This is a genomic window from Streptomyces yunnanensis, from assembly GCF_029011865.1.
Lineage (GTDB): Bacteria > Actinomycetota > Actinomycetes > Streptomycetales > Streptomycetaceae > Streptomyces > Streptomyces yunnanensis.
On sequence record NZ_CP095749.1, the window covers coordinates 7399975 to 7426430 of the forward strand.

Below are 26456 nucleotides of genomic sequence, written 5' to 3' on the forward strand. Positions count from 1 at the left end.
CTGAATCACCGATGCGTTTGAGCCCTAAAAAGCCGGGCAGGCGCGCAGCCGGAGCGGGCCCGGCCGAACTTTTCCCACACCGCCGGTGAAGGCGAGCGGAACTCGTCCCGCACCACGACCTGCCGACCCATCGGACGGACCCTGCGGGGGGTGGCAGGTCGTTTCTCGTGCGACAAGAGAGGTATATGTGTCCAGGCTGCAAGCCGAGCACCTGTACAAGGTGTTCGGCAGACGACCCGAGGACGCGGTCCGCACACTCCAGGCCGGCGCCGGCCGGGACGAGTTGCGGGCCGAAGGCACCACCGCCGCGGTGATCGACGCCTCCATCGAGGTGGACGAGGGCCAGATCTTCGTCGTCATGGGTCTGTCCGGATCCGGCAAGTCCACGCTGCTGCGCATGCTGAACGGGCTGCTGGAACCGACCTCGGGCACCGTCCGCTTCGACGGCCAGGACCTCACCTCGCTCAGCGACAAGGAACTGCGCACCGTCCGCTCCCGGAAGATCTCCATGGTCTTCCAGCACTTCGCGCTCTTCCCGCACCGCAGCGTGCTGGAGAACGCCGCCTACGGTCTGGAGGTCCAGGGCGTGGCGCGCGCCGAGCGGGAGCGGCGCGCGACCCAGGCGCTGGAGCTCGCCGGACTCAAGGGCTGGGAGAAGTCCTGGCCGGACGAGCTCTCCGGCGGTATGCAGCAGCGGGTCGGCCTGGCCCGCGCGCTGGCCACCGACGCCGACCTGCTGCTGATGGACGAGTCCTTCAGCGCGCTCGACCCGCTGATCCGCCGCGACATGCAGGACCAGCTGCTGGAGCTCCAGAAGACGCTGAAGAAGACCATCGTCTTCATCACCCACGACCTCAACGAGGCGATGCGGCTCGGCGACCGGATCGCGGTCATGCGCGACGGCCGGATCGTCCAGACCGGCAGCGCCGAGGACATCCTCGTCCGGCCCGCCAACGACTATGTCGCCTCCTTCATCCAGGACGTGGACCGCAGTCGGGTGCTGACCGCCGGTGCGGTCATGGCGGAGGTCGGCACCGTCCTCGGCATGACCTGCCAGGACGGGACGAAGCTCGGCACCGCCGCCGAGTTCCGGGCCGCCGCGCCCGCCACCGTCGGCACCGAGACCCCGCTCGTGGAGCTGTTCAGCGCCTGTTCGGCCAGCGACATACCGGTCGCGGTTACCGACGAGCGCGGCGAACTGGCCGGCGCGGTCACCGCCGAGCGGCTGCTCGCCGTGCTGGGGGAGCCGGGGCGGCCGGCGGCACAGGCCGCTGCGGTGCCGTCCCCGTCGGGCCCGGCGTCCGCCGACGAGGCCGAGGGGACGGTGGCCGCCGATGCCTAGGATCCAGATAGGCAGCTGGGCCAACGACGCCGTCAACTGGCTGCGGGACAACCTCGACTGGCTGTTCAACCTCATCACCACGGTCCTGAACGGCCTCTACAACGCCATCCACACCGTCCTCGCGGCCCCGGAACCGCTGATCCTGGCAGGCATCCTGGCGGTGCTCGCCTGGTGGCTGCGCGGGCTGCCGGCCGCGGTGCTCACCTTCCTCGGCTTCGCGCTGATCGACTCCATCCAGCAGTGGAACCCGACCATCGAGTCGCTCTCGCTGGTGCTGGTGGCCTGCCTGATCACCGTCGTGGTCGCGGTGCCGCTGGGCATCTGGGCGGCCCGCAGCAAGGTCGTCGGCGGGGTGCTGCGCCCCGTGCTGGACCTGATGCAGACCATGCCGGCGATGGTCTACCTCATCCCCGGCATCCTCTTCTTCGGCCTCGGTGTCGTCCCCGGCATCGTCGCCACCATCGTCTTCTCCATGCCGCCCGCGGTGCGGATGACCGAGCTGGGCATCCGGCAGGTGGACGAGGAACTGGTCGAGGCGGCCGAGGCGTTCGGCACCCACCCGCGGCGCACCCTCCTGCGGGTGCAGCTGCCGCTGGCGCTGCCCACGATCATGGCCGGAATCAACCAGGTCATCATGCTCGCGCTGTCCATGGTCGTGATCGCCGGCATGGTCGGCGGCGGTGGCCTGGGCGCCTCCGTCTACAACGCCATCAGCTCGGTCAACGTGGCCCTGGGCGCCGAGGCCGGCCTCGCCGTGGTCATCCTCGCCATGTACCTGGACCGGATGACCGGCGCGCTCAACCAGCGGGTCTCGCCGCTCGGCCGGCGGGCGCTGGCCAAGGCGCAGGCGGCGCTGGGCGGATGGAAGTTCCTGCACTGGCGGCCGGCGACCTCGGTGGCCATGGTCGGCGTCGTCGTCCTGGCGTTGCTGGCCGGCGGGATGAGCTTTCTGGGCAAGAGCGGCGACGCCGCGTCCGGCGGCAACGGCAAGCCGATCACCCTGGGCTACGTCAACTGGGACGAGGGCAAGGCCACCACGTACCTCTGGAAGGAGATCCTGGAGGAGCGCGGCTACAAGCCCAAGGTCCAGGCGCTGGAGGCCGGCCCGCTCTTCGCCGGGCAGGCCCGCGGCGACATCGACGTCCAGACCAACGCCTGGCTGCCGGTGACCCACGCCGAGTACTGGAACAAGTACAAGGACAAGCTGGAGGACCTCGGCACCTGGTACGACAAGACCTCGCTGGAGATCGCGGTCCCGTCGTACGTCAAGGACGTCAAGACGCTCGACGACCTCAAGGGCAAGGCCGCCGAGTTCGGCGGAAAGATCACCGGCATCGAGCCGGGCGCCGGCGAGATGAAGATCCTCAAGGACAAGGTCCTCAAGGACTACGGCCTCGGCGGCGAGTACCAGGTGCAGGAGTCCAGCACCGCCTCCATGCTGAGCGAGCTGGACCGCGCCCTCCACAACAAGAAGCCGATCGCGGTCACCCTGTGGTCCCCGCACTGGGCGTACGACAAGTACCCGCTCACCAAGCTCAAGGACCCCAAGGGCTCCTTCGGCTCCGGCGACGGCCTGCACCTGATCGGCCGCAAGGGCTTCAGCAAGGACCTGCCCGAGGTCGCGAAGTGGATGAAGAACTTCCACCTCGACGAGAAGCAGCTCACCAGCCTGGAGAACGACATCAAGTCGGCCGGTGAGGGCCATGAGCAGGACGGCGTCCGCACCTGGCTGAAGAAGAACCCGGGCCTGGTCGAGAAGATCGCCCCGTCCGCGCACGCCAGCTACGCCAAGGGCAAGGACGCCGGCAAGGCCCCCCACATCGGGTACCCGGCGTGGGACGAGGGCATCGCCACCGCCTACCTGTGGAAGAACGTCCTGGAGAAGCGCGGCTACCGCCCCGACCTGCGCAACCTCGACGTCGGACCGATGTGGACCGGCCTGTCCACCGGCCAGATCGACGTGGAGACCGACGGCTGGCTGCCGGTCGCCCAGAAGCAGTACTGGGACAAGTACCAGAACGACCTCACCGACGTCGGCGCCTGGTACGACAAGACCTCGCTGGAGATCGCCGTCCCCTCGTACGTCAAGGACGTCAAGTCCATGGACGACCTGCGGAAGCACAAGGACGAGTTCAAGGGCAAGATCATCGGCATCGAGCCGGGCACCGGCGAGATGCAGCGCCTGAAGAGCACCGTGCTGCCCGCCTACGGCCTGACGGACTTCGAGGTCACCTCGGCCGGCACCAGCGCGATGCTCGCGGAGCTGGACCGGGCGTACCACAAGAAGGAGCCGATCGCGGTCGTCCTGTGGTCGCCGCACTGGGCGTACAGCAAGTACCAGCTCACCAAGCTCGCCGACCCCAAGGGCACCTGGGGCGCCAACAACCAGATCAAGACGCTCGCCAACAAGAGCTTCCCGGACAAGTTCCCGGAGTTCCACGGCTGGCTGAAGAACTGGAAGATGACCCCCGACGAGCTCGGCAGCCTGGAGCAGGACATCCAGGACGCCGGAAAGGGCAACGAGGACAAGGGCGTCGAGAAGTGGATCGACGACCACCCGGGCATCGTCGACAAGATGGCACCGGTGAAGTAGCCCCGGTCCACGGGCACATGGCGGCGCGCCCCGCCCCGGCAGCGGCCGGCGGCGGGGCGCGCCGTCGTTCCCGGACACGGTGGCGGCGATCCGCCACCTGACTGGGCGCGTCCGCCTGGCCCGGCGGGCCGGCCGGTGGTTCGCTCGCCCTGTGCCGGTGTCCGTCCTCGGCGGCCACAGTGGCCGCGACCGGCCCGGGAGCCGACCGTGAACCCTGCCCGACCGACCGCCGCCGTGCTGCTCGGCCTCCTCGCGGTCACCCTGGCCGCACCGGCGGCCCGGGCCACGGCCGAGCCCGATCCGGTGGTGGCCGGCGAGCGGGTCAGCATCAACGACGGCGGGTGGTGCGGGCCGATCCGGCAGGCCACCGCGGCCTCGGAGCTGTTCGGGGCGGTGGCGCTGCGGCCCGGGGCCCGGGGAATGGCCGCGGAGGTCCGGGTCGGCCAGGAGGTGGCGCCGGGCCGCTACCAGGTGACCATCGAGTGCGGGCGCGGCGGGGCCCGGCACGTCGACAGCGTGACGGTGACCGAGGGACGGGCCGACTCCGTCGGCGCGGCGCAGGTGATCGGGGGACTGGCGCTGCTGGCGGTGGCGGGCGGGGCGGCGTATCGGCTGCGGCGCCGGGGGGCCGCGGCGCTTGGTTGACATCCCACGTTGTCGGCTTTCCCGAAGCTCGAAACTGGTACTTCTGTGACGGGCCTGAGAGTGCCCCGCCCGGAGATGGCCCGGACGGGGCGGAGGTAGTGCGGTGCTAGCGGGTCCGGATCACGTCATCCGGGGTCGGCCCCGCGCCGAGCTTCACGGCGTGATCGGGGCAGGCGTACAGCGTCGTTCCGGGGCCGCTAGTGCTCTCGATCCACCGGACGGGGATCGGGGCGCGAGTGAGTGCCTTGCACTCGATGCACAGCGCCGCAATGCCGGACAGGGTGCCGGGGAACGCTTCCTCGGCGATCATGCGGCGCTCCCCTCCGTGATAGCGGCGGAGTGCGACCCTTCGAAGGCGTATGGGTAGTCCTCGCCGAACAGCACGGCAGCGGCGAGAGCTTTTCGGCGTTCGCACACCTTCCGCAGCGTGAGCGTGGTTTCTGTGAACACGTAGGGCCGGATGGGGTGCGATTCCTCGCCGGGGATGGGCGTGTGCCGTTCGATGACGTGCTGTGGTGTGGGAGTCGTCCAGGGCTTCGACCATGGGCTGACGGGTGCGGGCTCGGGGGCGGGCTGGTCGGCGAGGTGTGCGGCGGTGTGACGTCCCGGTCGGCGGGTCCAGGGCAGTAAGGCGAGCTCCCAGGTAAGGGCGCGGGCGATAGCATCGCGCATGGCTGTTTCAGCTCCTGTGTAGCTGTTTCGGCAAGCCCCGGCGGACCGCGTAGGACCGGTCTTCCGGGGCGTTTTCGTGTCCGACGGTAGCGGGGTGCATGCAGGGATGTCTACGTACAGGTATATACAGGAGTCTCTATGCAGCCACTGGAGGTGATAGGTAGGTTCCGCGCGTGTTTGAGTTCGACCCCACCCGTCCCAAGTGGCACCAGATCGCTGAAGTAGTGCGGCGACGCATTGAAAGAGGCGAGTACCCGGCGCGGCACCTGGTATCCGAGGTTCAGCTAGACGAGTCTTTCCGAATGCCTGCGGGCATGAGACGAGGGTGCTCAAGATCCGTTTGTGACGACGAACTTGACCACCCTCGTAACCGCACTGTACGTGAAGATCGACGATGACTCGGCCGGGATCGCCCGACTGCCAGGCAGGCCGCCGAAACTGAGCCACTCCGAGTTGCTGTGCCTGGCCGTCATGCAGGCCCTGCTCGGCTTCCACAGCGAGGCCCGCTGGCTGCGGCACGTACGCGCCCACTACCGCGGCATGTTCCCGTACATCCCGCAGGACGCCGGCTACAACAAGCGCCTGCGGGCGGCCTTGCCGCAGGTCAAACGCCTCATCCGGGTCCTGGCCAGGGACACAGACTTCTGGCATGACACCGTGTGGCTCTGCGACTCCACCCCCGTGCCCTGCGGCACGTCGCGGCCCACGGTGAAGCGGTCGGAGGTGGCGGGCTGGGCGAACTACGGCTACTGCTCGTCCCACTCACGGTTCTACTGGGGGCTGCGGCTGTTCCTGGTGTGCACCCCAACCGGGATGCCAGTCCTGTGGGCCCTGGCCAGCCCGAAGATCGACGAGCGCGAAGTCCTGGCTGCCATGCTGGAGGTCGATGCCCCGCTCGTGCGTGAGCGGCCCGGCCTGCTGCTGATCACGGACAAGGGCTTTGCGTCCAGAGCCTTCGAGCGGTCATTGTCCGAGCACGGCATTTCGCTGCTGCGGCCGTCGATGAAACGCGAGGCCGCCCGCCCCGGAGAGCCGATGCTCAAGAAGGTCCGCCAGCTGATCGAGTCGGTGAACGACACCCTCAAGGGCCAGCTTGACCTGGAACAACACGGCGGCCGCACATGCGAAGGCGTTGCCGTGCGCGTCGCGCAGCGCGTCCTCGCGCTGGCCACCGCGATCTGGCACAACTTCCAGACCGGCCAGGCGGTCAGCCGCTCACTGACCGCCTACGACCACTAAACGTGTTCGGAAAGACTCGTCTAGAGAACGAGTTCGGCGTGACCCGGACCACGGTCCGCAAGGCGACTGCGGCGCTGCGCGAGGAGGGGCTGATCACCACCACGCCTGGGATGGGGTCATTCGTCAGCGAACGCGCTGCCGACCAGAACAGCGATTAGCCCCGCCCGCATGCCGCGGGAGCAGCGCACGGACGGGGCGATACGAGTAGTCAGTTGTCCTCGGGCGGAATGATGAAGCCACGCATAGGGCCTGCCTGGGGCTTCCCAGGCGGCTCCGGGTTGGCCTCCCGGAACTTCGCTACGAAGGCGGCCAGAACATCAGCGGTGATGTCCTTGCGGATCGCGGGATCGGCGCCGTCGTACACCCGCCACGCGCCCGCTGCGTTCTCCGGGTCCTCCGGGGCGACCACTCCCGGGATGCCGAGCCGCCGGAGCGTGGCGTCCACCTGCCGGGCTTGTTCCGCGTTCATGCCATCACCCTTCCGCCGTACGTTCCCGGAGCCTAGCTACCGTCACCGCCGTGCGTGGCGCAGTTCCCGGGGTTGATCGGTCCGCAGCCGCCGGGCTTCGGGGTGTGGGAGCAGTTGGCCCCTACTGCCACCAGAGCTTCGGTCGGGCCGGTCCACAGTTCGTGGTCGATCTGGTGCCCGGCTTCCTCGATCAGGGCCACCGTACGTGTGAGCGCCTGCGCATCGTGACGCTCGGGGGCGGGCCGCTCCGGGTAGTGGTGCACGAAGCGTCCCAAGCCCTCACACAGCTTGGCGTACGGCCCGGTGTGCAGGATCAAGGCGTGCCAGCCTTCGTCTACCACGTTCGACGGCGTGATCTTCATGGTGGGGAACTTGGCTGCTGCGTCGACGAACTTCAGCGCTTCCGTAACGATCCGGACCGCCGTAGGCTCCTCCATGCCCGGGTTGTTGTCGAGGACCGTTGCGACAACACCCCCGAACGCAGCAGGGGTGAGTAACGCGCGTACATCGTGCATGTGCCTTCCTCCTTGTTGTGGTTCATCAATGGCCCGCCCCGGCCGCTGACCTGCCGGGGTTCCCGAGTCGGGGCGGGCGGGTGGATGCTTCGGCTTCCCTGGGTCCGAAGTGTTCGCCCTCACCGCCCAGGGCGGCACCCCAGCTAAGGGGCGGACCGGGGCGGGAGCCTGAGCACGTCCGCTCAGTCCGGGCACGTCTGCCCGTACTCCCAGGCTTGTCCGGTCGGGGGCCTTCCGGCCGTCTGCTCCGAGGCAGCGCGCCGGTGTATATGGGCTGAGGGGGCGGCTCCAGGGTGCTCACGTCGGCTCGCCGTGTCGCCGGCTGTGATTCCTGATCTCCCGTGCAGCAGCACAAGCGGCAGTCCAGTCGTTCCGCCTCCGCGCCTCGCTCCGCTGGAGGTTCAGGGCGGTGCACACCTTGCAGCCGGGTGCCGGAATGCCTTCCAACAGCCAGTTGTCCAGAGGGAGTTCAACGGGTGACTGGCTATACCGAATCGGGTTGCTCATGACTTCTCGCCGTCCCCTCGCGCGTGTCGGTGCACGGAGCATCCCGCCGCCCAGTGGCACCCCCTAGGGGCATGCCTAGGGGCAAGTAAGCCACCCAAGACGAATGTTGATCCGCCAGTGGCAGGCGTAGGGGCAAGATGGACTCATGGCCATCGGGGAACTGATCACGGACCTCCGCAAAGCGCGCGGCTGGTCGCAGGGACGGCTGGCGTCAGCGATCAACGATGCCTTCGGCACGAATCTGGACAGGGAGTACATCAGCCGCTGGGAGCGTTCCAAGGTGACGCCGGGGCGGTTCTACCTCCGGTGTCTCTCGGCCGTCCTCGACGTGCCCTTGGCAGTGCTGGAGGGTGAAGTGAAGCGACGTAAGTTCTTGTCTGATGTGGCAGCGACCGCCATAGCACCAGTAGTGGCCTCCGATCTGCTGACCGCGGGATTCAGCGCCCGACTTGACGGCGGGCCATCTGCGGACGACTGGGAAGGCAAGCTGACGACGTATGGCACCGAGTACATGAGTCTCGGCGCCGCCGACATCCAGCGGCGTGTGTCCGGCGAGTTGGTCGTTGTGCAGCAGCAACTGGACACCCCGCACCTCTGGTCCGTTGCCTCCCGACTCATGACCCTCTACGCCAAGACGTTCCCCGGCTCCGACGGTTCCAAGGCCGTGAACTGGTACCGCATGGCAGCCAAGGCTGCCGACCGATCCGGGGACGCTCAGGCTCGGGTGTGGGTTCGGGGACGCGCAGCGATCGCGCTCGGGTACGAGGGGGCCTCACTCGGAGTCGCCGACGTGCTTGCCGATCAGGCAATGGCCATCAGCGACAAACCGTCACTGGGGCTCCTCAACGCCATCATGGGCAAGGCTCACGCGGCGGCGATCCGTGGCGACCGCGCAACGGCACGAAAGCTGATGAACCAGGGGCGCCGGGTCTTCGACAAGGCAGCGTCATACGAGCAGACGTCGGACTACGCAGTTCCGTGGTGGCGGATGAACGTGTTTGTCTCGCTGCTGGCCGCACGACTCGGAGATGAGGGCACGGCAGTGGCGGCGCAAGATGCGGCTCGGCGAGAGTTGCCCGCCACACTGCCTCGCTTCGCAACGCACCTTGAGATGCACAGGGGACTCATGCTCGCCCGATCGGGCGACAAGGCGGGGGGAACGGCGTATGCACGGGCGGCGTTGGACGCTCTGCCGCCCGAAAAGCACTCCCTGACGTTGCGACTGCTGATGACAGAGGTAGAGGCGTCCTGAGTTGAGGGGCGCGTCTCCGAATACGCCAAAAGCCCCCGCACCCGTCGCCCGGTGAAGGGTGACGAGCGCGGGGGCTCTCAGTGGTTCATCCGGCGAGGACGTTGGTCAGGCGGGCGGCTGCCTTGCCCCCGAACAGGGCCAGACCACAGTAGAAATCGATGCGAGTGCGGTAGACGGGCTTGTCGTGGGACTCGCCCAGATCGGTGACCTGGACGCCGCCGTTGGTCAGTCCCGAGACTCCAGCGTCAGCTTCGGTCGCCCCAAAGCGAACCGCGTAGATATCGCCGGTCTGCTTTCCGTCAGCGCCCGTCGTCAGTGGCAGTACGTCGCTACCGTCCAGCTTCTGCCCGGCGTCCAGGAGAGGCATACCCTTCCACGTGACAGTGCGCTTTCCGGCGATCTCCTCTCTCAGTAGTTCGCCGCCGCCGAGTCGGCGGAACCCGGACTCGACCTTCGCCCGGAGTGCAGCGTTCATGTAGAGCGCTCCGTTGGAACCGTTGATACCTCGCACCTGCGCTGTCAGCGCATCCAACGTGTCAAAGAAGTCATAGCCGTTGACGACCGGCCCCGTTTCCTTTGCGTCCAGCACCTGAGAGCCGAACAGTCGCTTCCGCAGACCATCGAAACCCTTCGGGTTGACTTCGACATCACCGTTGAAGAACTGGTCCGCGAAGTGGACGGACGCGGCCTTGACCTTGAGTGCAGTCTGTACCGCCCGCTGGTCGTTGAGGTTACCCCGCGTCTGGACGATGAACTTGTCCACGTCCACATCCCCACCAAAGATGGCCAGGGTTTCAACCTGCTGATTCAGCGTGCCCGTGCTCTCCGGGTACGCCTCGTTCACAGCCCGGAAGGAAACCCCAGGCAGAATCGATTCCTCGTTGTACTTGTAGGCGTTACCCGCTACCTGGATCAGTGGCATCCGGTCCAGGATCGGAGATTCCTGTACGAAAGTTTCGATTACTCCGCGCTGCAACTGGTCAAGGGACAGCTTGGCTGATCCGGCGAGAGTAAGAGACATAGGCATTCTCCTTTAGAGGTGCCCGCGATCGGTTTTCACGCGAGCATGGATTAATTGGCGATGACTGAAGCGTCCACAAGAACTCCATAATTAGCCATGCGAAAGAAATTTCTCCCTGCCGCTCAGTCAGCGGAGGGGATGGGGGTACCCGCCTGGTCAGAAGGCGGACGCTCCCCGGATTCGCGGCGGGAAATAAATTCAGCAGCGAATCCACCGCGCTGATTCCTCGCCGTCTCCGTGTTATGACACGCGATACACAAAGGCCGAAGATGCTTCGCCGCATCCGGATTCGAGTCACCTCGCGCGATCAACTCCGGTCTACTCAAAGGGAAATGATCCGCAACGTTCGCAGCAGCACCGCACAGCACGCACCACGGGTTCGCCTACAGGTACGCCTTACGGATGCGCTGCCAACGAGTCGTGTAGACAGCGCCACCACGCGACGCACGTTCCCGGTTCGCCTGCCGCTGGTGTCGGTCGCAGGGTCCGCCGGCCCGGGTCAGCTCGGGGCACCCGGGGACAGAGCAAGGGGGGCGGGGTCTTCGGGACATGGGGGGATCACCTCCAGGACGGGGCACACATCGTGTGGCACTGGAACAACGCAGGTGAACAGGGCCATCAGGTCGTCACTGACGACATGCTGTCCCTGGCCGACTCAGTTACGTGGAACCACCCCGCCTTAGCGCACTTCTGATCAGCAATGGTCGATGCCGCTGCCCTGACACATGGCCCCCACCACGCCATTTCGGCTGCTCATGCTCCACAAGGTCTAAGTTTGGGATGACGTTTTGTACACACACGGCTCATGACGGGCCCCCTGCGCGGGGCGCCAAAATGGGGCATGACCTCGAAACCGAGCACCACCAGACAGCGTCCGCAGTTCGAACTCCGCTGCGGCGGCCTGCACTTGATCATTCAGCGCGTCCCCGGGTGGCTCATCACGCTCGCGACTGCAGCCATCGGTAGCGGCGCCGCCTGGTGGACGAGCCGGTGAACCGAGGTAGGCGGCGTCCGCCGTTCTGCGTCAGCTCAGGGCACCCGGGACCAGCGGATGCGTCAGCAGGACAGGCAGGGAGAGCAACCGGAGCAACAAGAGGCAACCGGAGGCAACATGATTTTGTAGCGGGCGGTCGTCGATGCATGGTGCGCTGTAGCCATGCGACGAAACCTCAACCAGAACACCACCCAACCGACCTTCGAACTCCGTTGTGGTGGCCTGCACTTGACCATCCAGCGAGTACCCGCGTGGCTCGTCGCACTCGCGACAGCAGCGGGCGGTTCAGGAGTCGCCTGGTGGACGAGCCGTTAGGCAGTCGCCCCAAACTCCGCCTCGGTCTTCAACCGACGACACCCACGACACAACACCTGAACGTTTCCGTCCGTGTCGGTCCCTCCCGACGCGAGGGGCCGCACGTGATCCACATCGACATCGGACGCGGGGAAGGCGTCCCGGCACCAGGCGCACCAGCCGTGCCCCTTGCGATCAAGACGGTGGGTGGGGGCCGGCGTGAGTGGTGCCGATGGGGTGGTGGGGTGGGGTTCTCTGGTGGGGTGGGAGTGGGTGCGTACGGTGGGGGAATGGAGCTGCATGGAGGCGGGCGGCGGGTGGTGTCGCTGGTGCCGTCGTTGACCGAGGCGGTGGCGGTGAGTGCGCCGGGGATGGTGGTCGGGGCGACCGACTGGTGCAGTCATCCGGTGGGGCTGGATGTCGTGCGGATCGGTGGGACCAAGAACCCCGATACCGAACGGATCGCCCGTCTGGCGCCGGATCTGGTGATCGCCAATGAGGAGGAGAACCGTCCGCAGGACCTCGACGCGCTGCGGGCGGCGGGGCTGGCCGTCATGGTCACCGAGGTCCGCACCCTGGAGCAGGCGTTCCGGGAGCTGGCGCGGGTGCTGGTGGAGGGCTGCGGGCTGGCCCGGCCCGGGTGGTTGGACGCCGCCGAGGAGGCATGGCGGGCGCTGCCGGGCGGGCCGCCGGAGCGGGCCGCGGTGGTGCCGATCTGGCGGCGGCCGTGGATGGTGCTGGGGCGGGACACCTTCGCCGGGGACGTGCTGGCCCGGCTCGGGGTGTGCAACGTCCACGCCGGGCACGCCGAGCGGTATCCGCGGATCCCGCTGGAGGACCTCCGTGCCGCGTCGGCGGACCTGGTCGTGCTGCCCGACGAGCCCTACCGCTTCACCGCGGAGGACGGGCCCGAGGCGTTCCCCGGGCTGCCCGCCGCACTGCTCAGCGGGCGCCATCTGACCTGGTACGGGCCCTCGTTGGTGGAGGCGCCGAAGGTGCTGGCGGCGGCCCTGGACGGGCCGGCGCTGCTCCGCGGCACCGGCCCCTGAACCGTCAGGCCGCCGTCCGTCGGGGCGCCGTCCGTCGGGGCGCCGTCGGTCGGGGCGCCGCGGCGGGCGGCGGGGCCAGCAGCGTGCCGCGCAGCAGGCCGTGGGCGGTGCGCGTGCCGGCCACCGCGACCGCGGTGACCAGGAGCGCGAACAGCGCCGTCGCGAGCCAGCCGAAGGCCGTCAGCCCGGTGTGCCGGGCCAGGCCCGCGGCGCCGGTGACGCAGGTGCCGAGGGGGAAGGTGAAGCCCCACCAGGTCATCGCGAAGCCCATGCCGTGCCGGACGGCGCGCACCACCAGCGCCGTCGCCAGCACCAGCCACAGCAGCGCGAAGCCCAGCACCGGCACCCCGTAGAGCACCGCGAAGGCGCTCATGGCGTGCGCGTACGAGGGGACGACGACGCCGGGGGCGGCGTCGGCGAGGTTGTTGACGGCGGTGGTGGACTGGCCCAGCGGACCCAGGACGAGGAAGAGGGTGGGGGTGAGGGCGAGCGGTAGCGGCCCGTGGTGGATCAGCCGGCTGAGCACCAGCGGCAGCACCAGCACGGTCATCAGCAGCGACATCCCGAAGAGCGCGTAGCACCCCAGCAGCAGCGTCTCGCGCGGCTGGCCGGGCGGCAGGTGCGGCACCAGCGCGGGGCCCAGCGCGGCCGAGACCATCGGGGCGACCAGCGGCAGCAGCCACACCGGTGAGGCGCTGCCCACGGTGATCCGGTGCCGGACCACCATCAGGTACGGGATGCCCGCGGCGGCGGCCAGGCCGACCGCGGTTCCCACGGACCACAGCACCGCGTCGGCCGCGACCGCGGCGGGCTCGCCGAGCACGTCCTTGCCGACCGCCAGGGTGCCGCCGCCGACCGCGAGCAGCGCCATGGACAGGCACCCGTAGAACGGCGCGACGGTCGGGTCGAGCAGGTGGCGGCGGGCCTGGTCGCGGTGGCGGATCCAGTGGACGGTGCGGGCGGCCAACAGGGTGAGCAGCATCAGCGCCGACAGCGCCCAGACCACCTGGTACGCCGTGCGGAGGCCGGGGGCGGCGAGGGGCAGCGTCGCGCCGGCGTTGGCGACGATCGCGGTGCCCATGACGGCGGCGTACCAGTTCGGGCCGAGGTGACGGACCGAGGGGCCGGTGCCGGGGGAGCCGCCGCTGGTGGCGGGGTTCCGGGACGGGGTGGGGGCGAGCGTTGGCATGTCTCCAGGTTCGCCGGAGCGGGGCGTGCCCACCAGGGATCTTGTCTCTATGAGGGCATAAGCTGGGGTTATGACTGGGGAGACCAAGGGGCGGCCGGTCGAGCCGCCGGACGCCGGCGTGCCGCTGCACCACCGGGTGCCCGACCTCGGGGCGCTGGAGCTGCTGCTCGCCGTCGCCCGGCTCGGCAGTCTGGGCCGGGCCGCCCGAACCCTGGGCATCACCCAGCCGGCCGCCAGCAGCCGGATCCGGTCCATGGAGCGGCAGTTGGGAGTGGCGCTGGTCGAGCGGTCGCCGCGCGGCTCCCGGCTCACCGACGCCGGGGTGCTGGTCACCGACTGGGCGCGCCGGGTGGTGGAGGCCGCCGAGGCGTTCGACGCGGGCACCCAGGCGCTGCGCGGGCGGCGCGACTCCCGGCTGCGGGTCGCGGCCAGCATGACCATCGCCGAGTACCTGCTGCCCGGCTGGCTGATCGCGCTGCGCGCCCAGCGCCCGGGGACGGCCGTGTCGCTGCTGGCCGGGAACTCCCGGGTGGTCGCCGAGCGGCTGCTGGCGGGCGAGGCGGACCTCGGCTTCGTGGAGGGGCTGGACGTCCCGGCGGGACTGGACGGCGCGGTGATCGGCCACGACCGGCTGATCGTGGTGGCCGCCCCGTCCCACCCCTGGGCCCGGCGGCGCACCGAGCTGACCGCCGTCGAGCTGGCCGCCACGCCGCTGATCCTGCGGGAGCGCGGCTCGGGCACCCGCCAGGTGCTGGACGCGGCACTGGCCGAGGCGGGCGGGCTGGCCGAGCCGCTGCTGGAGCTGGCCTCGACCACCGCGGTGAAGTCGGCGGTGGTCAGCGAGGCGGCCCCGTCCGTGGTGAGCGAGCTGGCGGTCCGCGAGGAGCTGACCGCTGGCCGGCTGGTGGAGGTCCCGGTGCGTGCGCTGCGGCTGGGCCGGGAGCTGCGCGCGGTGTGGCCGGCCGGCCAGCGCCCGGTGGGACCGGCCCGTGATCTGCTGGGGCTGACCCGGCGCGTGTCCTGACCCGGCCGGGGCCGGCCGCGGCCGTCAGCCCGCCCCGGCCGGTGCGGTCCGGCCGCCCGCGTCCAGCCGGCCGAAGAGCGCCGAGAGCAGCGCCGCGGTGAGCGCGGCGGCCGGTACGCCGCTGCCGAAGAGGGTGTGCGCCCAGTCGGGGTGGGGGCACCTCCCATGCCCGTTCAGGGCTATGGGGGAGGCGCGTACAGCCGCGGGGCCAGGACGGGGAGCAGGCCGGCCAGGAGGGCCAGGGCGACGACGGTGGAGGCGGCGCGGTCGGTGAGGTCGGTGCGGCGCAGCATGTCGATGCCCATGGCGGCGATCACCGCGTAGATCACCAGGGCGGCGCCGCCGACGACCGGCACCGGTAGCGCCGCCAGCAGCCGGGTGACCGGGGCCAGCAGCCCGCAGACGACCAGCAGCGCCCCGGCCGCCGCGGTCACGAACCGGCTGCGCACGCCGGTGAGTCGGACGATGCCGATGTTCTCCGCGCTGGTCACCATCGTCGTGCCGCCGAGCAGCCCGGCGGCGAGCGAGGCCACCGCGTCCGCGCGGGCGGTGCGCGGCACGTCGCGGGCCGGCTCCGGGGCCCGGCCCACCGCCTCGCTGTTGAGCACCGTCTGACCGGTGGCCTCGGCGAGCGAGGCGAGCGCGAAGACCAGCAGCGGGAGCGCGGCGAGCAGATCGAAGTGCGGCGCGCCGTACGGGAGGAGGCGGGGGAGGGCCAGCACCGCGTCTCCCGGTACCGCGCGGAACGGGGCGCCGGTCAGGGCCGCGGCGGCGGTGCCCACCGCCATGCCCAACAGGACCGACAGCTGGCGCAGGACGCCGCGCAGCAGCACGAGGCCCAGCGCGGTGGCGGCGACGGTGACCAGCGCCGGACCGCTGCCGACGGCCGCCATCGGGGCCGCCGCGGCGACCATGTTGACGCCGATGACCAGCACCGTGGTGCCCATCACCAGCGGCGGGAAGAACCGCACGATCCGCCCGTACAGCGGCAGGACGGCCAGCAGCAGCGCGGCCGCGAGCAGCACCGCGCCGGAGGCGGTGGCCGGTCCGTGCTCCCGGGCGATCTGGAGGAAGAGGGCCGCCGCCGCGCCGCCGGGCAGCATCATGAACGGCAGCCGGGCGCCGATCCGCAGCACCCCGAAGGACTGCAGCAGTGCCCCGATGCCGCACAGCACGAGGGTGGCGCTGAGCAGGGCGGCGGTGCGGTCGGGCGGCAGGCGCAACCCGCCGGCCAGCAGGAAGACGGTGGAGACCGGCGCGGCGAGCATCGCCAGGACGTGCTGGGCGGCGAGCGGCACCAGCCGGGCTGGGGGCACCCGTGCGTCCACCGGCGCCACGGCGGGCGCGGGGCGGCCATCGCTCACACCTGCCGCTTCAGCCAGGGGAGTTCCCCGGCGGCGTAGCGGTAGGCGCGGAAGACCGCGTTGTGCCGGCTGGGGAACAGCTCGCCGACCTCCGGCTCGTGGTAGCCGCCGAACTCCGGGACGACGTACTCCCAGCACACCTGCCCCTCGGCGGTGACCTCGAAGAGCCGGCCGGCGGGGGAGTCGGTCACCAGGGTGTTGCCGTTGGGCAGTCGCTGGGCGCTGCCCATGAACGGCGCGAAGAACGCCTCCCGGGCCGGGTCGTGGTACTCCCAGACCACCGCGCCGGTGGCCCGTTCCACCTCGATGACGCGGGAGTGGGGCACGTCGCAGCCGGGCCGGAAGACGCCGTTGTCGAAGATCAGGAAGTTGCCGTTCGGCAGCTCGGTGGGATGGTGCTGCTGGGAGACCACGCCGGGCCCGGTGCGCCAGAGCACCTCGCCGGTCGCCCGGCTGATGACGATCACCGCCGAGGTGCTGCGCAGGCTGGCCAGCACGTTGCCGTCGGCGAGCGGCAGCACGGAGTTGATCAGCGGCCAGTGCTCGCGGGAGTAGGCGGGGTGCAGGGCGTGGTCGTCCGGGTCGAGGTGGTCGGCGGCGTTCCAGGACCACAACAGCCGCCCGTCCGCGTCGACTTCGCGGAGGGTGTCGGCGTACACCGTGCCGTCCGGCGCGGAGCCGGGGACGCCGCCGCGGACCGCCGCGGACCGGTCGCCGGTGAGCGGCTCCAGCGCGGAGTAGAGGATCCGCCCGTCGCCGTGGTGGTGGGCGTCGTGGTGCTGGAGCGGATCGGTGAAGGAGCGCAGCACCGTGCCGTCCGGGGCGATCTCCTGCATCAGCCCGCCGCGGTACTTGTGCCACATCGGGAAGAGCGCGTGCTGGTCCGGGAGGGTGGCGTTGTAGGCGAGGTTGCCGTTGGGGAGGATGCGGGCGTGACGGCCGGGGCGGTGCGGCAGCTGCCAGCGGTGGACGACGGTGCCGCGCAGGTCGATCAGCAGGACCTGGCCGCCGCCGGTGAGCGGGGCGTAGAGCGTGTAGCCGTCGTACGCGGCGGTGGCGTCGAGCGCGATCAGGCCGGTGCCGCGGCGGCGCCGTGTGTTTTGATCGACTGCGGTAGGGCCGGAGGTCATGCCGAATTCCCCTCGTCAAACTACGTCTTGTCAAACTTTGTTTGATGGGATCAAACAGCGTAGACGCTAGGGGCGGAGTGTTGCAGCGCCGTGAACGGCTCGATAAGGAGTGTGCGGGTGCGCGAGGGAGTCGGTGAGGAGCGAGGGATGGGCGGGGCCGAGGCCGGGGCGGAGGTCCCGCGGGTGGGGGCGGCGGTCCGCCGGCGGCGCCGCGCGCGGGAGTTGACGCTGGCCGACCTCGCCCGCGCCACCGGGCTGTCCGCGCCCTTCCTCAGTCAGGTCGAGAACGACCGGGCCCGACCGAGCATGCGCTCGCTCCAACTGATCGCCGACGCCCTGGAGACGACCGCCGTCCGGCTGCTGGCCGCCGCCGACGGGCCGCGCACGGTCGATGTGGTGCGGGCCGACTCCGCCGCGGTCCCCGAGGACGGCGAGGCCGGCCGGGTGCGCCCGCTGGTCCGCGGCCACCAGCAGCTGCACGCCCTGGAGTTCACCGGCCGGCACGACTGGCGGCGTGAATTCCGGCATCCGCACGACGAGTTGATGTACGTCGTCCAGGGCGCGGTGGAGGCCGAGGCGGACGGCCACCGCTACGAGCTCGGGCCGGGCGACACCCTCTACTGCTCCGGCGGGGTCACCCACCGCTGGCGGGCGCTGGTCCCGGAGAGCCGGGTGCTGCTGGTGGGGGTGTCGGACGACTTCGGGGGCTGAGCCGCCGAGGGTCAGGACCGGACCCTGTGCGACGGGCGTTGTCGGACCCGCACGCTACTGTGTGCGCAATCGTCGATCGCGGCCGTTCCGGCGGCCGCGGTGAGGACTGACGCACCGTCACCGGACAACAGGGGGATGCCGCGGCATCCGCGGCTGGATACCCCGCGGCTGCACGGTGAACCGCGCCTAGGGCCTGACCCGTCGGACAGGCCCTGGGGCGTGTCCGACGAAGCGGACGGCCCGGTGGTCGGGCGCCCGCCGGGCCGTCCGGGGTTCACACCCCGGCCGGGGACGCCTCGCGGGCCGCCGCCACCAGCGCGTCCATCACCCGGGTGTCCTCGCCGGCCTCCGGATGCCACTGCACCGCCAGTGTGAAGGCCGGTGCGTCCGGCAGCTCCACCGCCTCGATGGTGCCGTCCGCCGCGTGGGCCGAGGCCACCAGCCCGCGGCCGAGCCGGTCCACCGCCTGGTGGTGGTAGGTCGGCACGGCCACCGGCTCGGGCAGCGCGGCGGCCAGCAGCGTGCCGGGCACCGGCTCGATGTCGTGCCGGCCGAAGACCCCGGGCGGACCGGAGTGCCCGTCCAGGTGCTGGACGAGGGTGCCGCCGAGCGCCACGTTCAGCAGCTGGAGCCCCCGGCAGATCCCCAGCAGCGGCACCCGGGCCGCCAACGCCGCCTCGATCAGGGCCAGTTCCCAGGCGTCCCGGTCCGGTGCGGGCGGGCCGGTCCGGGGGTGCGGCTCCGCCCCGTAGCGGTCCGGGGCGATGTCCGCGCCGCCGGCGATCACCAGCCCGTCCAGCCGGGCGACGGTCGCCGCGGCGGTCTCCGGGTCGCCCGGCGGCAACAGCGCCGCCAGCCCGCCCGAGCGCCGCACCAGGCGGGGATATCCGGCGGGCACCAGCGCGGCGGGCAGCGTCCACACCCCCCACCGGGCCTCTTCCTGGTAGGTGCTGATGCCGATGAGGGGCGGCTGCGGCTGGGACATCGGGTGGTTCCTCCGTACGGTGCGGTGCGGGGCGGGTCAGTCGCGTTCGAGTTCGGCCTCGGCGGCGGCCAGCGCCGCGAACTCCTCCTCGGGCGCGGCGGCCACCAGCCGGTGGCGGGAGTAGAAGGCGAAATAGGCCAGGGCGACCCCGTAGACGCCGAGCGCGATGAACGCGGCCTCCTTGTCGACCAGGAACGTCGCCACCAGCGCCGAGCATGCCAGCACGAAGGCGACGGCGGAGGTCAGCATGCCGCCGGGGGTGCGGTACGGGCGGTGCAGACCGGGCTCGCGACGGCGCAGTACGAGGTGCGAAAGGGCCATCAGCGCATAGGAGATGGTGGCCCCGAAGACCGCGACGTTGAGCATCCGGGCGCCGTCGCCGGTCGCCGCGGCGAGTCCGAAGCCCAGCGCGCCGGGGACCAGCAGCCCCAGGTAGGGCGCCTTGCGGCGGCTGGTCAGGGAGAGGAAGCGGGGCAGATAGCCGGCCCGGGAGAGCGCGAAGAGCTGCCGGGAGCCGGCGAAGATCAGGGAGAAGAAGGACGCCACCAGGCCGGCCAGCCCGGCGTAGTTGACGATCCGGCTGACCGTGGTCGGGGTGCCGTGCGGCTGGAGCGCCTGGACCAGCGGGTCGCCGACGGACTGGATCGCGGCCGAGCCGCGCGCCCCGGTCGCCGCGACGAAGGTGATCAGCGCGAGCAGCAGCAGGATGCCCATCGCGGCGGCCATCGCCCTGGGCAGCGAGCGGACCGGGTCCTTGGTCTCCTCGGCCGCCAGCGGCACTCCCTCCACGCCCAGGAAGAACCACATGCCGAACGGGAACGCCGCCCAGATCCCCAACACGCCGAACGGCAGCCAGGAACTCGCCCCGAAGGCACCGGACCTGACCGGGATGTCGTTGAGCGCGTCCACATGGAAGTCGCTGAGCGCGGCGACCGCGAAGACCAGCAGCGCGGCGACCGCGATCGCGGTGACGATCAGGCTGAACCGCAGCGCCTCGCCCACGCCCCACAGATGGATCCCGATGAAGATCACGAAGCAGGCGAGATAGACCGGCCAGCTGGAGTGCAGCCCGAACAGACCCAGCGATTCGACGTAGTCGCCGATGAAGATGGAGATCGCGGCCGGCGCCAGCACGTACTCGATCAGGATCGCGGTGCCGGTCAGGAAGCCGCCCCAGGTGCCCAGCGCGCGCCGGGCGAAGCCGTAGCCGCCGCCCGCGGTGGGCAGGATCGAGGCCAGCTCCGCCAGCGCGAAGACCAGGCAGGTGTACATCAGGCCCATCAGGACGGCGGCTATCGCCAGCCCGCCGAAACCGCCCTGTGCCAGCCCGTTGTTCCAGCCGGAGAAGTCGCCGGAGACGACGTAGGCGACCCCCAGGCCGGTCAGCAGCAGCGGGCCGGCGCTGCCGCGGCGCAGCGTCCGCCGCTCCAGATAGGCGTCGCCGTCGCCCGGGGGCCCGCCACCGGGGGACGCTGCGGTCTGCGCACGGGTGCTGTCGGCCATGAGCCGCTCCTGCCTCGCGGGGACATCCGGAGTAAAGGTTTAGCCGCATACCTTTGCTGTCCGGGTGGCTCAGCGCAAGACCCCTGCGTAAAAGACTGGTTACGGGGCGGCGGAGCGCGGGCCGCGGGGCCGGTGCGGCAGGGGCTACGGGGCCGGCGCCGCCAGGAAGCCGCGCAGCAGGGCCGCGGTGCCGCAGCAGTGCTCCCGCATCACCTCGCGGGCGCCGTCCGCGTCGCCCTCCAGCACCGCCTCCACCAGCGCGGCGTGCTGGTTCTGGGAGTGCTCCAGATTCCGCACCAGCAGCGGGATGCAGTCCAGCAGGTCGTTGACGCCGGCCCGGACCGCGGCGTACTGGGCGGCCAGCGACGCCGACCCGGACAGCTCCGCCAGGGTCAGGTGGAGCAGCGTGTCGCGCCGGCGGTAGTCGGCCAGCGGTGCGTCCTGGGTCGCGGCCAGCGCCTCCCGCAGCCGCTCCGCCTGGTCGTCCGACAGTCCGTGCGTCGCGCACAGCCCGGCCGCGCCGACCTCCAGCACCTCGCGGAAGCGCAGCACGTCCTCCACGTCGATGCCCTCGACCCGGCGGCGCAGCTCCGCCTCGCCCGGATTCTCGGTGCGCACCCGCACGAAGGTGCCCCCGTACCGGCCGCGCCGGCTCTCCACCAAACCCTCGTCCTGGAGGACCTTGAGCACCTCGCGCAGGGTGACCCGGCTGATCTGCAGCCGCTCCGCCAACTCCCGCTCGGCGGGCAGCCGTTCGCCCTGCGGCACCAGCCCGAGCCGGACGATCTGGAGTATCTGCTCCAGCGCCTCCTCGAAGCCGTTGCCCGCCCGGACCGGCCGCAGCACCGGCGCCAGCCGATCGGCCGCACCGTCCATCTGAACCCCTTCCCAATCAATGGTTCGTGTGCCTACCTTATGACCTCCGGATGCAGCGACAGGAGGCACCACCGTGGCAGACCGCAGGCCCCCGCTCTCCGTCGAGGAGCTCACCGCCCTCGTCGACAACGGGGAGATCGACACTGTCGTCCTCGCCTTCACCGATATGCAAGGCAGGCTCCAGGGCAAGCGGTTCGCCGCCCGCTACTTCCTCGACACCGTCCTCGAACACGGCACGGAGGGCTGCAACTACCTCCTCGCCGTCGACGTCGACCTGAACACCGTCGACGGCTATGCGATGTCCTCCTGGGAGCGCGGCTACGGCGACTTCGCCATGCACGGCGACCCCGCCACCCTCCGCCGCACCCCCTGGAACCCCGGCACCGCCCTGATCACCGCCGATCTCGCCTGGCACGACGGCTCCCCGGTCGTCGCCTCCCCCCGGCAGATCCTCCGCCGTCAGCTCGACCGGCTGGCCGAGCGCGGCTGGACCGCCCACGCCGGCACCGAGCTGGAGTTCATGATCTTCAAGGACTCCTACGAGGACGCCTGGACGCGCGGCTACCGGGGGATGACCCCGGCCAACCAGTGGAACGGCGACTACTCGGTCCTCGGCACCGGCCGGGTCGAGCCCGTCCTGCGCCGGATCCGCAACGAGATGGGCGCGGCCGGCATGACCGTCGAGTCCGCCAAGGGCGAGTGCAACCTCGGCCAGCACGAGATCGTGTTCGTCTACGACGAGGCGCTCACCACCTGCGACCAGCACAGCATCTACAAGACCGGCGCCAAGGAGATCGCCGCCCAGGAGGGCATGGCGCTCACCTTCATGGCCAAGTACGACGAGCGCGAGGGCAATTCCTGTCACATCCACCTCTCGCTCCAGGACGAGCAGGGCCGGCCGGTGCTGGCCGACGACGCGGGACCGCACGGCATGTCGCGGACCATGCAGCACTTCCTCGCCGGCCAACTCGCCGCGATGCGCGACTTCACGCTGCTGTACGCGCCCAACATCAACTCCTACAAGCGGTTCCGCCCCGGCTCCTTCGCGCCCACCGCCGTCGCCTGGGGCCCGGACAACCGCACCTGCGCCCTGCGGGTGGTCGGCCACGGCCGCTCCCACCGCCTGGAGAACCGCCTGCCCGGCGGCGACGTCAACCCCTACCTCGCGGTCGCCGGCATGGTCGCAGCCGGCCTGTACGGCATAGAGCACGAGCTGGAGCTCCCCGACGCCACCACCGGCAACGCCTACACGGGGGGTGCCGCGCACGTCCCCACCACCCTCCGCGAGGCCGCCGAACTGTGGGAGAACAGCTCGATCGCCCGCGCCGCCTTCGGCGACGAGGTCGTCGACCACTACCGCCACATGGCCCGCGTCGAACAGGACGCCTACGACGCCGCCGTCACGGACTGGGAGCGCTTCCGCTCCTTCGAGCGCATGTAAGGAACGCCCGTGTTGCAAGAGCTGACCATCCTCAACCCGGCGACCGAGGAGGTGGTGGCCACCGTCCCCACCACCTCGCCCGCCGAGGTCGACGCGGCCGTCCGCCGGGCCGCCGCCGCGCAGGAAGCCTGGGCCGCGGTGGCGCCCGGCGACCGGGCCCGCCTGCTGCGCCGGTTCGCCGACGTCGTCGACGCGGCGATCGAACCCCTCGCCGCGCTGGAACTGCGCGAGGCCGGCCACCCGCTGGGCAACGCCCGCTGGGAGGCGGGCAACGTCCGCGACCTGCTGCACTACGCGGCCGGGGGAGTGGAGCGCCTGACCGGTACGCAGATCCCGGTCGCCGGCGGCCTGAACATCACCCTCCAGGAACCGCTCGGCGTGGTCGCCGTCATCGCCCCCTGGAACTTCCCGATGCCGATCGCCGCCTGGGGCACCGCCCCCGCCCTCGCGGCCGGCAACGCCGTCCTCCTCAAGCCCGCCGAGACCACCCCGCTCACCGCGCTCCGGCTCGCCGAACTCGCCCTGGAGGCCGGGCTCCCCGAGGGCCTCTTCCAGGTCCTGCCCGGCGAGGGCCCGGTCACCGGCAGCGCACTGGTCGACCACCCCGGCGTGGCCAAGGTCGTCTTCACCGGCTCCACCGCCACCGGCCGCCGGATCGCCGCCCAGTGCGCCGCGCAGACCAAGCGGCTCACCCTCGAACTCGGCGGCAAGAGCCCCAACATCGTCTTCGCCGACGCCGACATCGAGGCCGCCGCGGCCGCCGCCCCCGGCTCCTTCCTCGACAACACCGGCCAGGACTGCTGCGCCCGCAGCCGGATCCTGGTCCAGCGCGGCGTCTACGACCGCTTCCTGGAGCTGCTGGAGCCCGCCGTCAAGGCGTTCACCGTCGGCGACCCGAGCGACCCCGCCACCCAGATGGGCCCGCTGATCTCCGCCGCCCAGCGCGACCGCGTACGGTCCTACGTCCCCGAGGACGCCCCCGCCGCCATCCGCGGCGAGGCCCCGGCCGGCAAGGGCTTCTGGTACCCGGCCACCGTCCTGGAGGGCCGCCCCGAGGACCGCGCCGCCGTCGAGGAGATCTTCGGCCCGGTCGCGGTGGCCATCCCCTTCGACGACGAGGCCGACGCGATCCGGATCGCCAACGCCACCGACTACGGCCTCTCCGGCTCGCTGTGGACCCGCGACGTCGGCCGCGCACTGCGCGTCTCGCGGGCCGTCGCGGCCGGCAACCTCTCCGTCAACTCCCACAGCAGCGTGCGCTACTGGACCCCCTTCGGCGGGTTCAAGCAGTCCGGACTCGGCCGCGAGCTCGGCCCGGACGCGCTGGCCGCCTTCACCGAGACCAAGAACGTCTTCATCGCCACCGAGCCGGCCGGCTCGTGATCCGCACCGCAACCAGCACCACCACCACCCGCGAGGAGAGCAAGTGACCGACCAGACCGCCGTGTGCCGCCGCCTCGTCGGCCGTACCGCCGTGATCACCGGGGCCGGCAGCGGCATCGGCCTGGCCACCGCCCGCCGGCTGGCCTCCGAGGGCGCCAACGTCGTCTGCGCCGACATCGACGAGACGGCCGGCAAGGCCGCCGCCGAAGAGGTCGGCGGCACCTTCGTCCAGGTCGACGTCACCGACGCCGAGCAGGTCGAGGCGCTCTACAAGACCGCCTTCGACACCTACGGCTCGGTGGACATCGCCTTCAACAACGCCGGCATCTCGCCGCCCGACGACGACTCCATCCTCACCACCGGGATCGACGCCTGGAAGCGCGTCCAGGAGGTCAACCTCACCTCGGTCTACCTCTGCTGCAAGCACGCCCTGCCCTACATGCAGCGCCAGTTCGAGCAGACCGGGCGCGGCGGCTCCATCATCAACACCGCCTCCTTCGTGGCCGTGATGGGCGCCGCCACCTCGCAGATCAGCTACACCGCCTCCAAGGGCGGCGTGCTGGCCATGTCCCGCGAGCTGGGCGTGCAGTTCGCCCGCGAGGGCATCCGCGTCAACGCGCTCTGCCCGGGGCCGGTCAACACCCCGCTGCTGAAGGAGCTGTTCGCCAAGGACCCCGAGCGCGCCGCGCGCCGCCTGGTGCACGTCCCGGTCGGCCGGTTCGCCGAGCCGGAGGAGATCGCGTCCGCGGTCGCCTTCCTCGCCAGCGACGACTCCTCGTTCGTCAACGCCGCCGAATTCCTGGTCGACGGAGGCATCGCGGGTGCCTACGTCACCCCCCTGTAGGCTCCATGATCAACAGCGGGACCGGCACCACCGGGTGCCGGTCCCGCCGTGCTTCCCCCCTTGACCACGGAGGACCCATGACGACACCTCTCAGGCGGCTGCTCGCCCTCGGCCTCGCCGGCACCGCCGCGCTCGCCGCCCTCACGGCCACCACGCCGGCCACCGCCGCCGCACCCGGCTCGGCGCCGACCCGCGCCCGCTGCCCGCAGCTCTCCAAGGACCTCCCCTGGTACGGCGACAACCGCGCCAAGCTCCAGAAGATGATCGACGAACGCGGCACCTGCTCGGCGTCCCACGACGGCCCCCGCCCGGTCGCCGCCTTCGACTGGGACAACACCGTCGTCAAGAACGACATCTCCGACGCCACGCTGGCCTGGATGCTGCGGCACGACAAGCTGCCCCGGCCCACGAGTTGGCGGGACACCAGCCGCTGGCTCACCCCCGCCGCCGACCGCGCGCTGACCCGCGCCTGCGGCACCGGCACCCCCGGCCGCCCGCTGCCGACCTCCCGCAACGCCGCCTGCGCCGACGAGATCATGGAGATCCGCGGCGAGGCACGGACCATGAGCGGCGCCGCGGCCTTCGCCGGCGACTGGAACCACCGCCGCACGGTCCCCGAATACGCCTGGGTGCCCCAGCTGTTCGCCGGTCTGAAGCCCGCCACCCTCACCGCGTACGCCAAGCGGGCCCGGGCCGAGAACCTCGCCGCGCCCGTCGGCGCCGTACAGACCGTCGGCACCCACAAGCTGGCCGGGTACATCCGCTACTACGACCAGCAGAAGGACCTGATCCGCACGCTCAAGGCGGCCGGCTTCGACGTCTACATCGTCTCCGCGTCGTCCGAGACCGTCGCCGAGGCGTGGTCCGGCGGTGTCGGGGTGGACGCCCGGCACACCCTCGGCATACGCAACCGCGTCCGCCACGGCCGCCTCACCACCACCATCGCCGGCTGCGGCGACGTCAAGGACGGCGAGGGCGAGGTCATCCCCTACGTCGACGGCAAGCGCTGCTGGATCAACCAGGAGATCTACGGGATCAAGGGCGCCGAGGCGTGGCGGAAGCAGGACCCCGCGCACCGCATCGCCCTGGGCGGCGGCGACGCCAACACCGACGTCACCTTCGTCGACGACGCCACCGGCGCCCACCTGGCGATCAACCGCAACAAGGACGAGCTGATGTGCCGCGGCTACGACAACGCCGACGGCCGCTGGGTGGTCAACCCGATGTTCATCGACCCGCTGCCCCGCAAGTCCGGCGCCTACCCGTGCGCCACCAAGGGCTACACCAACACCGACGGCACCCACGGCCCGGTCCGCCGCCCCGACGGCACGGTCGTCGCCGACCAACTGGACCGGATCCACGGCTGACCCGGCCGCGCCGGCCACCCGAGGAGCGGCCGCGGCCCCACCCGGCA

Annotated in this window: 25 protein-coding genes; 13 read left to right on the forward strand and 12 right to left on the reverse strand. The window is 71.0% G+C overall.

Annotation, left to right across the window (positions count from 1 at the left end; genetic code table 11):
* Positions 1 to 187 precede the first annotated feature (187 nt).
* The 3 genes from MOV08_RS32290 to MOV08_RS32300 all read left to right on the forward strand — a co-directional run bounded on the left by MOV08_RS32290 (position 188) and on the right by MOV08_RS32300 (position 4580).
* The gene (locus MOV08_RS32290) at positions 188 to 1342 is read left to right on the forward strand and encodes a quaternary amine ABC transporter ATP-binding protein (RefSeq protein ID WP_039637889.1); all 1155 of its coding nucleotides are present in this window, start codon (positions 188 to 190) and stop codon (positions 1340 to 1342) included.
* Positions 1335 to 3935: an ABC transporter permease/substrate binding protein gene (locus MOV08_RS32295; RefSeq protein ID WP_275309834.1), complete on the forward strand. Its 2601-nt coding sequence runs from the start codon at positions 1335 to 1337 to the stop codon at positions 3933 to 3935. The genes MOV08_RS32290 and MOV08_RS32295 overlap by 8 nt, the downstream gene beginning before the upstream one ends.
* A 207-nt stretch (positions 3936 to 4142) precedes the next feature.
* Entirely contained in the window at positions 4143 to 4580 is a 438-nt protein-coding gene (locus MOV08_RS32300; RefSeq protein WP_275309835.1) for a hypothetical protein, read from the forward strand.
* A 106-nt stretch (positions 4581 to 4686) separates the two neighbouring features.
* Here the strand turns inward: MOV08_RS32300 and MOV08_RS32305 are convergent, their stop codons facing one another.
* Positions 4687 to 4890 carry a hypothetical protein gene (locus tag MOV08_RS32305; RefSeq protein WP_275309836.1) on the reverse strand — a complete coding sequence of 68 codons (204 nt, stop codon included), beginning with the start codon at positions 4888 to 4890 and terminating at the stop codon, positions 4687 to 4689.
* Positions 4887 to 5252 (reverse strand): hypothetical protein, encoded by a 366-nt coding sequence (locus MOV08_RS32310; RefSeq protein ID WP_275309838.1) that lies wholly within the window; start codon positions 5250 to 5252, stop codon positions 4887 to 4889. Before MOV08_RS32310 ends, MOV08_RS32305 begins: the two co-directional genes overlap by 4 nt.
* A 342-nt stretch (positions 5253 to 5594) precedes the next feature.
* Between MOV08_RS32310 and MOV08_RS32315 the strand changes: the two genes are divergently transcribed.
* Positions 5595 to 6491 carry an IS982 family transposase gene (locus MOV08_RS32315; protein WP_275306313.1) on the forward strand — a complete coding sequence of 299 codons (897 nt, stop codon included), beginning with the start codon at positions 5595 to 5597 and terminating at the stop codon, positions 6489 to 6491.
* The gene (locus MOV08_RS32320) at positions 6374 to 6649 is read left to right on the forward strand and encodes a GntR family transcriptional regulator (RefSeq protein WP_275309840.1); all 276 of its coding nucleotides are present in this window, start codon (positions 6374 to 6376) and stop codon (positions 6647 to 6649) included. The genes MOV08_RS32315 and MOV08_RS32320 overlap by 118 nt, the downstream gene beginning before the upstream one ends.
* Before the next feature lie 50 nt (positions 6650 to 6699).
* Here the strand turns inward: MOV08_RS32320 and MOV08_RS32325 are convergent, their stop codons facing one another.
* Positions 6700 to 6960, reverse strand: a complete 261-nt coding sequence (locus MOV08_RS32325; RefSeq protein ID WP_275309842.1) for a hypothetical protein — start codon at positions 6958 to 6960, stop codon at positions 6700 to 6702.
* A 32-nt stretch (positions 6961 to 6992) separates the two neighbouring features.
* Positions 6993 to 7475, reverse strand: a complete 483-nt coding sequence (locus MOV08_RS32330; RefSeq protein WP_275309844.1) for a glycine-rich domain-containing protein — start codon at positions 7473 to 7475, stop codon at positions 6993 to 6995.
* A 652-nt stretch (positions 7476 to 8127) separates the two neighbouring features.
* On the opposite strand from MOV08_RS32330, the gene MOV08_RS32335 reads away from it, so the two are divergent.
* Complete coding sequence (locus MOV08_RS32335) at positions 8128 to 9234, forward strand: helix-turn-helix domain-containing protein (protein ID WP_275309846.1); 1107 nt, start codon at positions 8128 to 8130, stop codon at positions 9232 to 9234.
* A gap of 85 nt (positions 9235 to 9319) precedes the next feature.
* On the opposite strand, the gene MOV08_RS32340 is transcribed toward MOV08_RS32335, so the two are convergent.
* The gene (locus MOV08_RS32340; protein ID WP_275309847.1) at positions 9320 to 10255 is read right to left on the reverse strand and encodes a major capsid protein; all 936 of its coding nucleotides are present in this window, start codon (positions 10253 to 10255) and stop codon (positions 9320 to 9322) included.
* Positions 10256 to 11560: 1305 nt separating this feature from the next.
* Positions 11561 to 11947, reverse strand: a complete 387-nt coding sequence (locus MOV08_RS32345) for an HNH endonuclease (protein ID WP_338057245.1) — start codon at positions 11945 to 11947, stop codon at positions 11561 to 11563.
* Between MOV08_RS32345 and MOV08_RS32350 the strand changes: the two genes are divergently transcribed.
* A complete protein-coding gene (locus MOV08_RS32350; protein ID WP_275309850.1) occupies positions 11834 to 12592 on the forward strand; it encodes a helical backbone metal receptor in 759 nt (252 codons plus the stop codon). The two genes, MOV08_RS32345 and MOV08_RS32350, sit on opposite strands and share 114 nt — an antisense overlap.
* 4 nt (positions 12593 to 12596) lie before the next feature.
* Here the strand turns inward: MOV08_RS32350 and MOV08_RS32355 are convergent, their stop codons facing one another.
* On the reverse strand, positions 12597 to 13781 hold the full coding sequence (locus tag MOV08_RS32355; RefSeq protein WP_275309852.1) for a TDT family transporter: 1185 nt from the start codon (positions 13779 to 13781) through the stop codon (positions 12597 to 12599).
* Between the two features lie 70 nt (positions 13782 to 13851).
* Here MOV08_RS32355 and MOV08_RS32360 point away from each other — a divergent pair, with 70 nt between their 5' ends.
* Entirely contained in the window at positions 13852 to 14805 is a 954-nt protein-coding gene (locus MOV08_RS32360) for a LysR family transcriptional regulator (protein WP_275309854.1), read from the forward strand.
* Positions 14806 to 14984: 179 nt separating this feature from the next.
* Here MOV08_RS32360 and MOV08_RS32365 read toward each other — a convergent pair whose 3' ends face one another.
* Both MOV08_RS32365 and MOV08_RS32370 read right to left on the reverse strand, forming a co-directional pair.
* Positions 14985 to 16169: a uracil-xanthine permease family protein gene (locus MOV08_RS32365; protein ID WP_275309856.1), complete on the reverse strand. Its 1185-nt coding sequence runs from the start codon at positions 16167 to 16169 to the stop codon at positions 14985 to 14987.
* On the reverse strand, positions 16166 to 17299 hold the full coding sequence (locus MOV08_RS32370) for an aryl-sulfate sulfotransferase (protein ID WP_275309858.1): 1134 nt from the start codon (positions 17297 to 17299) through the stop codon (positions 16166 to 16168). Before MOV08_RS32370 ends, MOV08_RS32365 begins: the two co-directional genes overlap by 4 nt.
* A 147-nt stretch (positions 17300 to 17446) precedes the next feature.
* Between MOV08_RS32370 and MOV08_RS32375 the strand changes: the two genes are divergently transcribed.
* Positions 17447 to 18010 (forward strand): helix-turn-helix domain-containing protein, encoded by a 564-nt coding sequence (locus tag MOV08_RS32375; RefSeq protein WP_275311964.1) that lies wholly within the window; start codon positions 17447 to 17449, stop codon positions 18008 to 18010.
* 274 nt (positions 18011 to 18284) lie between these two features.
* On the opposite strand, the gene MOV08_RS32380 is transcribed toward MOV08_RS32375, so the two are convergent.
* The 3 genes from MOV08_RS32380 to MOV08_RS32390 form a co-directional block, all read right to left on the reverse strand.
* Entirely contained in the window at positions 18285 to 18995 is a 711-nt protein-coding gene (locus MOV08_RS32380; RefSeq protein ID WP_039637901.1) for a gamma-glutamyl-gamma-aminobutyrate hydrolase family protein, read from the reverse strand.
* 36 nt (positions 18996 to 19031) lie between these two features.
* Entirely contained in the window at positions 19032 to 20498 is a 1467-nt protein-coding gene (gene eat / locus MOV08_RS32385) for an ethanolamine permease (protein WP_039637902.1), read from the reverse strand.
* A 144-nt stretch (positions 20499 to 20642) separates the two neighbouring features.
* The gene (locus MOV08_RS32390; RefSeq protein WP_039637904.1) at positions 20643 to 21374 is read right to left on the reverse strand and encodes a FadR/GntR family transcriptional regulator; all 732 of its coding nucleotides are present in this window, start codon (positions 21372 to 21374) and stop codon (positions 20643 to 20645) included.
* A 73-nt stretch (positions 21375 to 21447) separates the two neighbouring features.
* On the opposite strand from MOV08_RS32390, the gene MOV08_RS32395 reads away from it, so the two are divergent.
* The 4 genes from MOV08_RS32395 (at position 21448) to MOV08_RS32410 (ending at position 26409) form a co-directional block, all read left to right on the forward strand.
* Positions 21448 to 22815 (forward strand): glutamine synthetase family protein, encoded by a 1368-nt coding sequence (locus MOV08_RS32395; protein WP_275309859.1) that lies wholly within the window; start codon positions 21448 to 21450, stop codon positions 22813 to 22815.
* 9 nt (positions 22816 to 22824) lie between these two features.
* Positions 22825 to 24198, forward strand: a complete 1374-nt coding sequence (locus MOV08_RS32400; RefSeq protein WP_275309861.1) for an aldehyde dehydrogenase family protein — start codon at positions 22825 to 22827, stop codon at positions 24196 to 24198.
* A gap of 43 nt (positions 24199 to 24241) precedes the next feature.
* Entirely contained in the window at positions 24242 to 25042 is an 801-nt protein-coding gene (locus tag MOV08_RS32405) for a 3-oxoacyl-ACP reductase (RefSeq protein ID WP_039637907.1), read from the forward strand.
* A 77-nt stretch (positions 25043 to 25119) separates the two neighbouring features.
* Positions 25120 to 26409 carry an HAD family hydrolase gene (locus MOV08_RS32410; RefSeq protein WP_275309862.1) on the forward strand — a complete coding sequence of 430 codons (1290 nt, stop codon included), beginning with the start codon at positions 25120 to 25122 and terminating at the stop codon, positions 26407 to 26409.
* Positions 26410 to 26456 lie beyond the last annotated feature (47 nt).